At 52.2% G+C, this 12,985-nt stretch carries 13 protein-coding genes; 8 read left to right on the forward strand and 5 right to left on the reverse strand.

The window, feature by feature from the left end; translation table 11 throughout:
- Position 1: 1 nt before the first annotated feature.
- Both P40081_RS12285 and P40081_RS12290 read right to left on the reverse strand, forming a co-directional pair.
- Entirely contained in the window at positions 2 to 679 is a 678-nt protein-coding gene (locus tag P40081_RS12285) for a zinc metallopeptidase (RefSeq protein WP_371916272.1), read from the reverse strand.
- 33 nt (positions 680 to 712) lie between these two features.
- Positions 713 to 1,144 carry a MerR family transcriptional regulator gene (locus P40081_RS12290; RefSeq protein WP_042135737.1) on the reverse strand — a complete coding sequence of 144 codons (432 nt, stop codon included), beginning with the start codon at positions 1,142 to 1,144 and terminating at the stop codon, positions 713 to 715.
- A gap of 678 nt (positions 1,145 to 1,822) precedes the next feature.
- On the opposite strand from P40081_RS12290, the gene P40081_RS12295 reads away from it, so the two are divergent.
- Genes P40081_RS12295 through P40081_RS12305 form a run of 3 tightly spaced genes read left to right on the forward strand, consistent with a single transcriptional unit; the run spans position 1,823 to position 5,073 of the window.
- Positions 1,823 to 3,211, forward strand: coding sequence for an ammonium transporter (locus P40081_RS12295; protein ID WP_042135739.1), 1,389 nt, complete (start codon positions 1,823 to 1,825; stop codon positions 3,209 to 3,211).
- A gap of 42 nt (positions 3,212 to 3,253) precedes the next feature.
- Positions 3,254 to 4,327, forward strand: a complete 1,074-nt coding sequence (locus P40081_RS12300; protein WP_042141006.1) for a DUF294 nucleotidyltransferase-like domain-containing protein — start codon at positions 3,254 to 3,256, stop codon at positions 4,325 to 4,327.
- Entirely contained in the window at positions 4,324 to 5,073 is a 750-nt protein-coding gene (locus P40081_RS12305; RefSeq protein ID WP_042135741.1) for an exonuclease domain-containing protein, read from the forward strand. The genes P40081_RS12300 and P40081_RS12305 overlap by 4 nt, the downstream gene beginning before the upstream one ends.
- Here the strand turns inward: P40081_RS12305 and P40081_RS36340 are convergent.
- Entirely contained in the window at positions 5,059 to 5,529 is a 471-nt protein-coding gene (locus P40081_RS36340) for a M67 family metallopeptidase (RefSeq protein WP_052421788.1), read from the reverse strand. The genes P40081_RS12305 and P40081_RS36340 overlap by 15 nt on opposite strands.
- 132 nt (positions 5,530 to 5,661) lie before the next feature.
- Between P40081_RS36340 and P40081_RS12315 the strand changes: the two genes are divergently transcribed.
- Positions 5,662 to 6,222: a TlpA family protein disulfide reductase gene (locus P40081_RS12315; protein ID WP_042135743.1), complete on the forward strand. Its 561-nt coding sequence runs from the start codon at positions 5,662 to 5,664 to the stop codon at positions 6,220 to 6,222.
- Between the two features lie 95 nt (positions 6,223 to 6,317).
- Here P40081_RS12315 and cimA read toward each other — a convergent pair whose 3' ends face one another.
- Positions 6,318 to 7,937, reverse strand: a complete 1,620-nt coding sequence (gene cimA / locus P40081_RS12320) for a citramalate synthase (RefSeq protein ID WP_042135745.1) — start codon at positions 7,935 to 7,937, stop codon at positions 6,318 to 6,320.
- 270 nt (positions 7,938 to 8,207) lie between these two features.
- Here cimA and P40081_RS12325 point away from each other — a divergent pair, with 270 nt between their 5' ends.
- The 3 genes from P40081_RS12325 (at position 8,208) to P40081_RS12335 (ending at position 11,531) form a co-directional block, all read left to right on the forward strand.
- Positions 8,208 to 9,500, forward strand: a complete 1,293-nt coding sequence (locus P40081_RS12325) for a DNA polymerase IV (RefSeq protein WP_042135747.1) — start codon at positions 8,208 to 8,210, stop codon at positions 9,498 to 9,500.
- Positions 9,501 to 9,658: 158 nt separating this feature from the next.
- Positions 9,659 to 9,901 (forward strand): ferredoxin, encoded by a 243-nt coding sequence (locus P40081_RS12330; RefSeq protein WP_036702186.1) that lies wholly within the window; start codon positions 9,659 to 9,661, stop codon positions 9,899 to 9,901.
- Between the two features lie 190 nt (positions 9,902 to 10,091).
- Positions 10,092 to 11,531 carry a L,D-transpeptidase gene (locus P40081_RS12335; RefSeq protein WP_042141008.1) on the forward strand — a complete coding sequence of 480 codons (1,440 nt, stop codon included), beginning with the start codon at positions 10,092 to 10,094 and terminating at the stop codon, positions 11,529 to 11,531.
- Here P40081_RS12335 and P40081_RS38970 read toward each other — a convergent pair.
- Positions 11,528 to 11,665, reverse strand: a complete 138-nt coding sequence (locus P40081_RS38970) for a hypothetical protein (RefSeq protein WP_171718430.1) — start codon at positions 11,663 to 11,665, stop codon at positions 11,528 to 11,530. The two genes, P40081_RS12335 and P40081_RS38970, sit on opposite strands and share 4 nt — an antisense overlap.
- A gap of 208 nt (positions 11,666 to 11,873) precedes the next feature.
- Between P40081_RS38970 and P40081_RS12340 the strand changes: the two genes are divergently transcribed.
- Complete coding sequence (locus P40081_RS12340; RefSeq protein WP_042135749.1) at positions 11,874 to 12,968, forward strand: quinone-dependent dihydroorotate dehydrogenase; 1,095 nt, start codon at positions 11,874 to 11,876, stop codon at positions 12,966 to 12,968.
- The last annotated feature ends 17 nt before the right edge of the window (positions 12,969 to 12,985 follow it).

Consider the following 12,985-nt stretch of genomic DNA (forward strand, 5'->3'; position numbering starts at 1 on the left):
CTTAGTCGCGGTTCCCCAGGAACATGAGGATCAGCCGGATAAGCTCAAGCAGCGAGACTAATGCTGCTGCCACGTACGTGAGTGCTGCGGCATTCAGGACCTTGGCGACCCCGCGTTCCTCTTCATTGCGGATGAAGCCTTGCTGGACCATGATCTGGCGTGCCCGGCTGCTGGCATTGAACTCAACAGGCAGCGTGACAAGCTGGAAAGCTACTGCGGCCGAGAAGAAAATGATCCCCAGGCCAATAAGATTCAATGAGCTGAAAATAAAACCGGCCAGCAGCATAAAGGGTGCAACACCTGATGCGAAGTTAACAACCGGGAACATCCGGTGGCGGAGTGTCAGCATCGGATAATGTTCCTTATGCTGAATCGCATGGCCAATCTCGTGACAGGCGACAGAAACCGCTGCGATGGAGCTTTCATAATATACGGGCTCAGACAGCCGGACAACACGGTTGATAGGGTCGTAGTGGTCGGAGAGGGTGCCCCGTACCGGTTCAATGGGTACATCGTATAATCCGTTGGCGTCGAGCATGCGGCGTGCGGCTTCATATCCGGTCAATCCATTCATGTTGGGCACCTTGGCCCATTTCTTGAAATTACCCTTGACCCTGAACTGCGCCCACACGGAGAAGATAAAAGCGATAATTAATAATAGATACATTAGGGGCATCATATGTCTCATTCCTCCACTTTAAGTTACAAGCTGTTACATTGGCGGCCCCTGCGTCAGCAGAAGCCGGATCGCTTCCATGCAGGCAACACCTTGCGGAATTAATGCTGCTAATGCCCGGTTGGCCTGTCCGGGCTTCAAACCGCTAATTACCGGTTCAAGAGCCTTGACCTCGCGCTCAAGCTGCTGCATCTGAATCTCAAGCTGAACCAGTTTGCCCGAGACCTCGGCTTCCGGTGTAGCTGCGTTCCATTTGCCCATCAGGGATTTGATTTCTTCCAATGTATATTTCTCCTGCTTTAGCTGATTAATACGTTGTAAATTGATCAAGGTTTCATGACTGTACAGCCGGTAGTTCTTCATGCTTCTTGATTCGGGTGTAATAAGTCCGAGCTTCGTATAATAATCAATGGTACGTTCACTTGTGCCGGCCGCCTTGGCCAGCTCACCAATCCGGTAAAGGGTCATATCTCCAAGTCATCTCACCTCGTTCGAAGCGGCAGGCTGTAATACAGCGATGTGCTCTGCTTCATTTATTATTCTTATAATTAATGATACCAAATCGCAAACCATACAGTCAAACGTCACACTTACTTAAAGTATATGCTGTAATTTCTGAAAGATTCGCTGTTTATTTATATGAGGGATACCTTCTTTGCGGAGTGCGGGAGCACAGATTTCCATAATGGTGGGGATTCAGACAGGGAAGGCAAGATTAATATATAACACGACATGTGATGTATAGACTTAAGAACCCTAAATATCCCGGATATTACACTCAGCCGCTTAGGAAAAGCGGTTAAACATATTTTATATTGAAGATAAACAAGGGTGATGTCAGGTAAAATCCGGCGTGAAAAGGTATGTTTACTAACTGATATTAATAAAAATACATAATGAAAGATCTAGAATCCTACACGAAGTGTATGCGCTTGCATCCTTGACTGGTATGGAAGTTGGCGGTTTTTGCGGATTATCTGCGATCTGGCGGGGGAATTGTCATACGGTGAATAAATCGTGAGCTTCCGATAATAAATTAAAACATTCAAAAAAATAGTCTTGTCAATTTCCCTGACTTCTGATTATAATGACATTAAGAGTTTCACGCTTTGTTAGAAAATATAACATTGGGGAGTGGGGTAAAGTATGAAAAAAAAGATGTTGATGATGTTCCTGGCCATGGTTACACTGATGATCTATCCGGTCAGCGCATTTGCAGCTGAGGGTCCGGCAACACCGGATCTGCAAATCGGACTTGACACTGCGTTTACGTTCCTGGCATTTATCCTTGTATTCTTTATGCAAGCTGGTTTTGCAATGCTTGAAGCAGGTTCGGTCCGGATGAAGAATGCAGGCCACGTTGCCGGTAAGACGGTATTGACACTGGCCATTGCAAGCTTATGTTTCTGGGCTCTGGGCTTTGGTCTTGGCTTCGGTAACGGCAATAGCTTCTTCGGTACTACAGGATTCTTCTACGGTGGAGATACAACGGCTTCCTCGTTCGAATCCCTGTTATTCTCCGATGTCACTCTAAATGTTAAATTCCTGTTCCAAATGGCTTTCGCAGCGGTTTCTCTGGCGATCGTATCCGGTGGTATGGCGGAACGTGCGAAGCTGAGCGTATACATCATCTTCGGAATTCTTTTCTCAGTAGTGATCTACCCGGTTGTAGCTCACTGGGTATGGGGCGGCGGCTGGCTGGCTGAGCTGGGCATGCAGGACTATGCAGGTTCCACAGTTGTCCATCTTACAGGTGCAACTGCAGCTGTTGTGGCTACAATCCTCCTTAAACCCCGTCTGGGCAAGTTCAATAAAGAAGGTAAACCGGTTATCATTCCTGGTCACAACCAGGTATTCACAGTACTCGGCGTTATCATTCTCTGGTTCGGCTGGTTTGGCTTCAACCCGGGTAGTGCATTGTCCCCGATGGGCGGATTCTTCGGCCACGTGGCACTGACAACGAACCTGGCTGCTGCGGCAGGCGGTCTGGCGGCACTGATTGCTTCTTGGCTGTACTTCGGCAAGTCGGATATTCCGGCAATGCTGAATGGTGTTCTGGCTGCACTCGTTGCTATCACTGGTGCCTGTGCATTTGTAGAACCTTGGGCAGCAATTCTTATTGGATTTATCGCTGGTGCATTCACGTTCATGACATCACAGTGGCTGGAACGTGCAGGTCTCGACGATCCGATCTACGCCTTCTCCGTTCACGGTATTGCAGGGATGTGGGGAGCCATTTCTACAGGCTTGTTCGCAACACCTGAGCTTGTTGAAACTGTTGGTGTCGGTAAAGCCGGTTTGTTCTACGGCGGCGGGGCACATCAGCTGGGAGTACAGGCGCTTGGTGTCATCGGAACCTTTGCTTTCGTAGCGGTGATGTCCTTCATTATCCTCTACGTGATGAAGATGGTTATCGGACTTCGTGTAACGGAAGAAGAAGAATTGATGGGTCTGGATATCAGTGAGCATGGTACTTACGGTTATCCTGAACAAATGAAACTGATTACAGAATCGGAATCCAAACCCTTGAAATAATTATATCTTCTACTCAATAGGGAGGCGGACCGAGTGGCTTCGATGGAGACAGCAGACTGGAACGAAGATGAAAGATACTTGTCCATCGTAACGGCCGGTTCGCCGCAGGAGCTTAAGGCCAGGCGTACCGCTTGTCAAAAAGTACTTCTGGAGCAATTAAACGTTATTCCGGTTGAGGAATGGATGTGCCGGGTGAATGCAATGCATGATCAGATTGCAAGAACCGCGGTACACATATGTGAGGCGCAGATGAAGGAGGCGGGCTATGGCCTGCCTCCCTGCGCCTATTCCTTTATTGTATTCGGCAGTGCAGGCAGACAGGAAGCTACGCTGTGGAGTGATCAGGATAATGGTTTGATTGTAGAAGGAGAGCTGGATGGGCTCAAGAAAAGCTATTTCGAAGCCTTTGGAGCCATGTTGTCCGATGTGCTTGAAACTACAGGATACGAGAAATGCGATGGCAAGGTGATGTGCTCAGAGCCTTTGTGGCGTAAAACACTGCCTGAATGGGAGCATCAGCTGGCGGGATGGATGGAGCAGCTGGAATGGGAGCCTGTCCGTTACCTGATCATAGCTTCTGATATGCGCCATGTGGCCGGCAGCGTAGAATTGTCCGCGAGGTGGAAGGAAGCTTTTCATGCCGGTTTTGCAGACAATCACAAACTGGCGATGGCTGTGCTGCGCAATACCGTGCGTCATAAAGCAACGCTTAATCTGCTTGGACAGGTGCTCACGGAACGGTTTGGCGATTATGCCGGCGGTTTTGATGTCAAATACGGGCTTTATATCCCGCTTGTCAATATTGTCAGGCATTTGTCGCTGCTGCACGGGATAGAGGATTCTTCGACGCTGAAGAGGCTTGAGCATTTGGCTGGACTGGACAAATACCAGCATCTTGAAGAGATCCGGCGGGCATTTCTGACTGCCTTGAAGATGCGTGTGAATACGCCTTATACGGTGGAGGACGGTTTGCTAGCAAGCAGTGATTACTATGCCGAGAATGATTTGAAGAATAAGCAGCTCAGAAGTGAGCTGCGGGAAAGTCTGCTGCTGGTCAGGCGCCTGCACAAGGCCCTGCAGCGTCAGCTCCGGTCCGCGGAAAGGAGACAGCCATGAAGGAGCCGAACAAAGGCGGAGGGTTCTGGAATAACCTGAGACAAGGCGGAATGCCATCCGCCATCGCTTCCATGAGAGGCGGAGAATCGGCGCAGCAAACCGCACAGCAGATGGCTTTTATCCGTTCTCTTATGCGCGAAAAACGGCGTCCGGAAGTGCTGCACACGCCGCTCTCTGAGCTGGAGACCGTTATATTTGATCTTGAGACTACCGGCTTCTCCCATCAGGGCGGGGATGAAATTATGTCCTTCGGGGCGATCCGTGTGGTAGGGGAAGAGATCAAGGAAGACGAATGTTTCTATACGCTCGTGAATTGCGGGACGGCTATTCCTGATAATATTACCAGGCTGACCGGGATCTCAGAGGAAATGACATCCAGTGCCCCGTCTTTGATGGACGGACTGCACAATTTCATGTCCTTTGTCGGCCAGAGAGTACTGGTAGCACATGGAAGTGCACATGATAAATCTTTTCTGAATGCCGCCTTATGGAAAACCTCCAAGGTCCAGCTGACCCACCGGGTACTGGATACGATGATGCTGGCCCGCTGGCTGGAGCCGCACCGTAGTAATTACACGCTGGATGAGCTGCTGGCCATCCACGAGATCCCGATTGAAGGCCGTCATCATGCGCTGGAGGATGCCAAAATGACGGCGAAATTATGGGTAGCGTATCTCCGGCAGATTTCCCAGAAGAACCAGGTGGAGACACTGGGCGATCTGTACGCTTATCTAAGCAGGACTTAAGGGCACATGCTGTAAGGCAGGTGTCTGTGCAGAGCCATTGCTGTCCGTACGCTGTATTAGGAAGCCGTTCAGCAGCGGAGTACCGGTATGGCCGGTTCCCGGAGAGCCGATCAGGTATACCTTGAACTCAGGCCCCAGCGAAGACAGGCCGTTCAGATCGGCAAGAGAAGGCCAGGGCGCAGCATGCGGATGGGAGTGGAAGAATCCGACAGGTGCGGGTTCACGGTATACGGCTCTGATCCACTCTCCGGGATCAGGTACGAAAGAATGCAGCGGGTCAGGCGCTACGTTGCGTACCGGCACATAGTTGTCGATACACATGCCGCCCGCTGCGGCAGCTCCCAGCAGGATTCCGCAGGCTTCCTGCGGATAACAGGATAGCAGATGCTTCCCCAGCATATGCTGTACGGAAGAGCTCAGTCTGATCGACTGGGGGATTCCCTGGCTCGCTGTCATATCTTCACCCCTCTCTCTTCATGGGATTTCGTCTTTGACGGAATCCTCTTTTTTTATTGCAAATAACGTTTGAAACTGCAGCAGGTGGGGGTACAATAGAGGAAAATCCTCTAAGCAAAGGAACTGACTCCTATGAAAGCAGTCCATAAACGGAATTTGACTGTTCTGGCCCTGATTGTTTTTCTGGCCGTTCTTGCCATAGAGCATAGAAGCAAGGCTGAACCGAAAGCGGTCGCGGTCCTTCAACAGCAGGCGGAGCCGGAGACAGGTGCTTCCGCAGGCTTGAGAGCTCCTTCATTCATGCTGCAGGAAGGCGACAAACGGTATGAAGTCGGGGGAGCCAGGGAGAAAGCGGTAATGCTGAATTTCTGGGCCTCCTGGTGTGATCCCTGTCAGCAGGAAGCTCCGGAGCTGAACAAGCTGGCAATGAAATACAGCGATGTGCTGGATATTTACGGCATCAATGTTACCAGCCAGGATTATAAACCGAACGCAGAACGGTTTGTCAAAAAGTACATGCTGGCTTTTCCGGTGATGTATGATCTGAAAGGCCAGATCTTCGATAAATATAATGGAGCCGTATTCCCGACCAATGTACTAATTGACAAGAAGGGTGTAATTAGCGAGATCATTCTGGGTGTCCTGACCGCTGAGGAATTGGAGCAGAAGATTATCGCCTTAACCGGCTCTTGACGAGGCCGGCGGCAAGGTGCTGCAAAGCCCTCCGGTGCGGATGTACTTCCGCACCGGAGGGCTTTTGATTTTGAACAACCTATGGATAAAGGCAGTTAGTGATTGACTAAGCCTCTCGGCTCACTGCTGGCCTGGGTGCCATGATCCAGCGAAATCTGTCCGAGCAGGGCATAGCGCATAGAATCGACCAGTGCCTCCCAGCTTGCTTCAATCACGTTGCTGGATACGCCTACTGTGCTCCAGGTGTCTCCGTAGTCTTTGGATTCAATGAGTACGCGAACCTTCGCTGCGGTCTGGTCCTGCTCGTCAAGCACCCGGACCTTATAGTCGGAGAGGTGCATATCCTTAAGCTGCGGGAAATACGTCTGCAGCGCCTTGCGCAGCGCGTTATCCAGCGCATTGACCGGACCATTGCCTTCTGCGGCAGTATACAGGTTCTCGCCGCCGACCTTCAGTTTGACGAAGGCTTCAGAGACGACGGGGCGGCCGGCAGTTTTCTCTACCAGCATCTTGAACGACTCGAAGGTGAACAGCTCGTTCATCTCCCCGGTAGCTTCCCGGAGCAGCAGTTCAAGCGAGGCATCCGCCCCTTCGAACTGATACCCCTGATGCTCCAGGTCCTTGATCTTATCAATAACCTTGCGGGCCTGTTCGCTGCTTGGATCGAGACTGAGCCCCATCTCCTGGGCTTTGGACAGCACATTGCTTTGTCCTGCGAGTTCAGAGACAAGCACACGCTGTTTGTTGCCGACCAGCTCGGGAGCGATATGCTCATAGGTGCGCGAATCGCGCAGAATGGCCGAGACATGAATGCCGCCCTTATGGGCAAAAGCCGCGGTTCCGACATAAGGCTGGTTTACCGGCATGTTCACGTTGGCGACTTCGCTGATGAACCGGGCGGTGTTGGTTAATTGGGGTAACGAATCTCCCGGGATACAGTGATACCCCATCTTCAGCTGCAGGGTTGGAATGATGGAGCACAGATTGGCGTTACCGCAGCGTTCGCCGTAGCCGTTGATGGTTCCCTGGACCTGACGTACACCCGCACCGATTGCGCTTAAAGTGTTAGCTACCGCAAGCTCGCAATCGTTGTGTGTATGAATGCCCAGAGCAGCACCCGGAAGCTGGATGCCCATGCCGGAGACGATCTCCTGAATTTCATGCGGCAGGGTGCCGCCGTTCGTATCGCACATTACAAGCCAGTCGGCTCCGGCTTCGCGGGCACGGGCGAGTACGGCAGAAGCATATTCGGGATTGTTCTTATACCCGTCGAAGAAATGCTCCGCATCGAAAATGACCTCCAGTCCCTGACGTTTCAGGTAGGAGATGGAGTCGCCGATCATGGCAAGGTTCTCTTCAAGGGTAGTCTGCAGCGCAGTATGAACGTGGAAGTCCCAGGACTTCCCGACCAGGGTCGCTGCCGGAACGCCGGCATCAATCATTCTTTGCAGCCCGTCGTCGTGCTCCGCTACCGAATTCTTGCGCCGGGTGCTGCCGAATGCCGTGATTTTGGCATTCAGGTGGAGCTCCTGGACTCTTTTGAAAAATTCGATGTCTTTATTGTTGCTTCCCGGATTGCCGCCTTCAATATAATGGACACCCAGATCGTCGAGTTTCCGGGCAATCTTCAGCTTGTCATCCGCCGACAGACTGATCCCTTCGCCTTGAGTGCCGTCGCGCAGGGTAGTATCGAAGATGGAGATAGACTTAGACATGAGTGTCCTCCTAAAAGTGTTGTTTGGCATAACTTCCTTGAAACCGCTTCGTGCAAAACTGGCCTCGGAAGCATTAGCTTAAGTTGTAGTTGTAGTTAGCATACACATATATGAAATTAATTTTTATATTATAGCATTTTTACGCGGGAAAGTAACAAAGAACTTTTCACTTAAACGCCACATGAGGCTCTTCTGCAAGTTGACCTCCCGCAAGGTGAAGAGGTATGCTGACAATAACAATGGAACCCTGAAGATAAGAAGGTCGATACCATGCAGAATGTGGATCAGTATTATCCGGCAAGCGGCAGGGTTATTCTACATGTGGATATGAATGCCTTTTACTGCTCGGTGCATGAGGCGGAGGATCCGGAGCAGTATAAAGGTAAAGCGACGGCCGTTGCCGGGAGTGTGGAGTCCAGACGGGGGATTATCGTCACTTGCTCCTACGCCGCACGCAGGCTGGGCATCTCAACCGGGATGCAGGTGCAGAAGGCGCTGCGAATCTGTCCATCCTTAATCCTTATTAAGCCGGACTTTCATTTATACCGCAAGTACTCGAATGCATTTATGCAGATTGCCTACAGCTATACTCCGCTGCTTGAAGCGGTATCGATAGACGAATGTTATCTGGATATTACCGGTTCGCGCCAATTCGGGACCCCTCCGCAGATTGCCGAGGCGCTGCAGCGGCGTATTATGGAAGAGCTGGGTCTGCCCTGCTCCATAGGGATTGCCCCCAATAAACTGCTGGCGAAGATTGCCTCTGATCTCAAAAAGCCGAATGGCATATCCGTGCTGCGGCTGCGCGATGTGCCGTCCATTCTATGGAACAAACCCTGCAACGAGATGTTCGGAATCGGCAGCAAGACGGCCGAGAAGCTGAAGAAGCTGGGCATCTACAGCATTGGACAGCTGGCGGCAGCGGATGAGGCGATGCTAGTCGGACATTTTGGCGTGATGGGCTCGTGGCTGAAGCGGGCCGGCAACGGGATCGATCACGGGGTAGTGAACCCTGAGCGGGAACAGAGCAAGTCCATCGGCCACACGACTACGCTGCCGCGGGATGTGGTGGGGCTGGCGGAGGCGCGTCCAATCCTGCTGAATCTCAGCGATCAGGTGGCGCGGCGGCTGCGGAAGCAGGGTCTGGTCGCTGCGGGAGTGCAGCTAACGATCCGTACACCGGATATGAAGACGATTACCCGTTCGCGCCAGCTGGAGGCACCTACAGAGAGCGCTGAAGACATCTATAAGGCTGCCCTGGACCAGTTCACGCGCCACTGGAAGGGCGACAAGCCGGTACGGCTGCTGGGGGTGACCCTTCAGGGGCTGACGCTCAAGGAGGATTCCGCCATTCAGCTGGACTTGTTCGATTACGAACGGCAGCCGAAGAAGGAATCGCTGAATAAGGCGATGGATATGCTGCGCAACAAGTTCGGCGAGAATGCGGTGCTGACAGCAGGGATGCTCACCGACAGCCACTCGGCGCGGCTGCGTAATCACAAGGAGCGGGGGACTTCACTTCAGAAGGACAATCTTAGCGGCGCGGACCGGGATACCGACTGAGATATTGGCCCGGAATAGCAGCATGATGCGGCCGGTTAATAGGGCAATACTGTAAACACATTGAAAATTCATTGAAATTGTATCCTATTTATATTAATATGAGAAAAATAACAGGCTGCTACTGCAGGCTGTATTGTTTAACGGGAGGCAGAGATAAAATGGCTAAGTACACTTGGGTCGAAAAAGATACATGCATCGCTTGTGGTGCTTGTGGCGCGACGGCCCCTGATATTTTTGATTACGATGACGAAGGTTTGGCAGAAGTGATCTACGAGAATGACGGTAACCACGGGAATGTAGTGATTCCGGACGACTTGTTCGATGACCTGCAGGATTCCGCTGACGGATGTCCAACAGACTCCATTAAGATTGCGGATGCGCCGTTCAACAAAGAAGGCTAAGTCCGGACTTCAATTCATCAGTACCTAATGTAAGGATCAGATATAGGGTGATACTCGTATTTGATCCTTACATTAACATAAAGGCATCTCCTGACCGTGATAAATGCGGCTTGAGATGTCTTTTTTTAATGTCCTGACCGATATAAAATATAAAGAAACTAAGTTGAATCATAGATTCCCGGAGGCCAATGTGAAAAATTCGCAGCATCTTAAAGCATATGTGCAGATGCATCCTGATAACAAGATGGCATGGTACTTGCTCGGTAAGGAATACTATAAGAACGGTCAGCAGGGAAAAGCCAATTACTGCTTCAACCAGGCCGGCGAAGTGTATGAAGCTTTTGAGCACAGCAAGGTGCCGGCCGATATGCTGAAGCAATATGAGGATGGGCTGCTGCAATCCGCCCGGGAACGCCAGGCAGGCAGGCTGCGGAAACGCCGTGTGCTGCTGGCCTTGATGCTTCTGCTGCTGTTGCTGATCCCGGCTGCAGTGGCACCGGGGGTAAGCCAGGAAAGCTCTGAAGCACCGGACGGGGAGAATGCGGCTGTTGCCCTGGCTGAGCTGCCGGCATCAGATGAAGAAGAGACCCCGGCAGTTCAGCCAAGCCTGTCCTTCACCGCTGTAGGGGCAGATGCCGTTTCCGGCGGCCAGGGACTGGCGGGTATCCTGCAGAAGGCACAAACGCCTTCCGCCACGGCGATGCTAAGCATGGAGCGGGCGGGCAAGTGGCTGGTATGGAAGAAGAAGCTTCCGCTGGCGGCTACGCTTGCCAAGAGCGGGGACGGACGCGTAGTGTACCAGTCCTATAATCCGGTTGTCTGTGACTGCCAGCCGCCTGATCCGGCGGAAATCAAGAAGCAGGCGGGGCTGTGGCAGGAGAAGCAGGAGGAGCTTGCCGTGCTCTGGAGTGCCATGCGGGCCTATAAGACGGGCAAAGGAGCCCTTCCCGGTTCACTGCAGGAACTGGTGAAGCCTTTTCCGGCCAACTGGCTGGGCGGCACGACACCGCTCATGAAGGAAGAGTTCAGTCCGCTCCGCGGGGCAGCAGCGGGACTTGCTGCAGTGCCAAGCCCCTCTCCGCAACCTGCCGTAACACCGGCCGCCGGTTCACCGGGGCAAGGTCAGACAAGCGGGGGCAGTACCGAGGCGGGCAGCGGAGCCGGCGGGGCAGATATGCCCTTTTTTACAGCACCGCTCACAATTATTGTGGATAAACAAAAACACCGTCTGGCAGTAACCAGCGGCAATATTATTCTGCGGAACTATGCAGTCGGATTGGGCGGGGAGAAGACGCCTGAGGGTAGCTTCGTGATCCGGGATAAAGTGGTCAATCCGAATGGACGTGATAACGGTGAATTCGGCAGCCGGGGCATGCAGCTCTCGGACAGTAATTATGCGATACACGGCACGAATGAACCGGAAAGCATCGGGAAGGATGAATCACTGGGCTGTATCCGGATGAGCCGGAAGGATGTGGAGGAGCTGTTCGCGATGGTGCCGATGGGCACGAAAGTGCAGATTAGTAAAGGGGTTCTGCCTGAGGAGCTAGCCGTGCCGGAGGACCGGTTCCCTTCGGATGCGCCCCCAAATCAGACCAACCCCCATAAGGTCTACCATTGGTTGAATTAGTTCCCTGCTACGAGAAACAAAACGACAATGAGAAGAACCAGCAGTACCAGACTTGCACTGATCCATAGGATTGCCTTGCGGTTAACCTCTTCTTTTTTCTGCTGCAGTGTAGGAGGTTTGCGTTTAGTTGACATATTGTCATCCTTCTTTCTCTCTTTATCTGTGATTACCCTTACATTGTAATGCGTTTACAAGAAAATTACTATACTCTGAGGGACAGGCTGGAACAATCGCTGCGGCAAAAAACTTTTCTTTTCACCCGGAAACGGATAAAATTAAGAAGAAACCTATAGATACGGGAGTCGCCCTGCGATTTGTGGTTCCCTTGAAGGAGCGAGAACGGTGCTGTATCGACATTTTGGTAAACCAATTTTCTTTAAAATGGACCCGGAGAAGGCGCACCATCTCGTCATAGGCGGACTAAATAAAGCGAATTTAGTTCCCGGCGGAAGTGCGGCGATGCGCCTCATGTACGGTGTTCCTGAGACTGCTGATCTGGCAGTGGATCTGTTTGGCGTGCATTTCCCCACACCGGTAGGCTTAGCTGCAGGACTGGATAAGAATGCTGAAGCGGTAGGAGGCTTCTCTTCAATCGGCTTCGGATTTATGGAAGTGGGCACAGTGACGCCGCTGGGCCAGCCGGGCAATGACAGCCCCCGGTTATTCCGCCTATTGCCCGACAAGGCGCTGATTAACCGGATGGGCTTCAACAATGAAGGCGCAGCGGCAATGGCTGAACGTCTGAAGGGGATGAAGAAGCGCAGGATTCCGGTAGCGGTCAATATCGGGCGCAACAAGGCCACCCCGAATGAATTGGCGCATGAGGATTACCGCCAGTGTATCCGTACGCTATATCCGTACGGTGATTTTTTTGTGGTCAATATCAGCTCGCCGAATACGCCGGATCTCCGGAGTCTCCAGCATGGCAGCGAGCTCTCGAACCTGCTTAGCCAGGTGAAGGAAGAGATGGAGCTGCAGCGGGTGAAGACCGGAGAAGCCAAAGGGCTGCTGGTGAAGATTGCTCCCGATGTCAGCGACGCCGAGCTGGAATATATGGTACATACAATCACAGAGGCTGGAATGGACGGTGTGATTGCCACCAATACGACACTTGTCCGTGAAGGGCTGAAGAGTGACAAAGCCGGTGAAACGGGAGGACTCAGCGGCCAGCCGCTGCGTGACCGCTCCACAGAGATTATCCGCAGAATCTACAGCCAGACCGGCGGCAAGCTGCCGATTATCGGCTCGGGCGGGATTTTTACAGCCCAGGATGCTTATGACAAAATCCGGGCAGGCGCAAGCCTGGTCGAAATTTATACAGCACTCATCTATGAAGGACCGGAGGTTAACCGCAAAGTGCATGCCGGATTACGGCAGTTGCTGCGGCGGGACGGTTTCCGGGGGCTCCTAGAAGCGGTGGGCGCTGATCATCACTGAAGGATGAATGGACAGGA

The organism is Paenibacillus sp. FSL P4-0081 (assembly GCF_000758565.1).
GTDB classification, from domain to species: Bacteria; Bacillota; Bacilli; order Paenibacillales; family Paenibacillaceae; genus Paenibacillus_AQ; species Paenibacillus_AQ phytohabitans.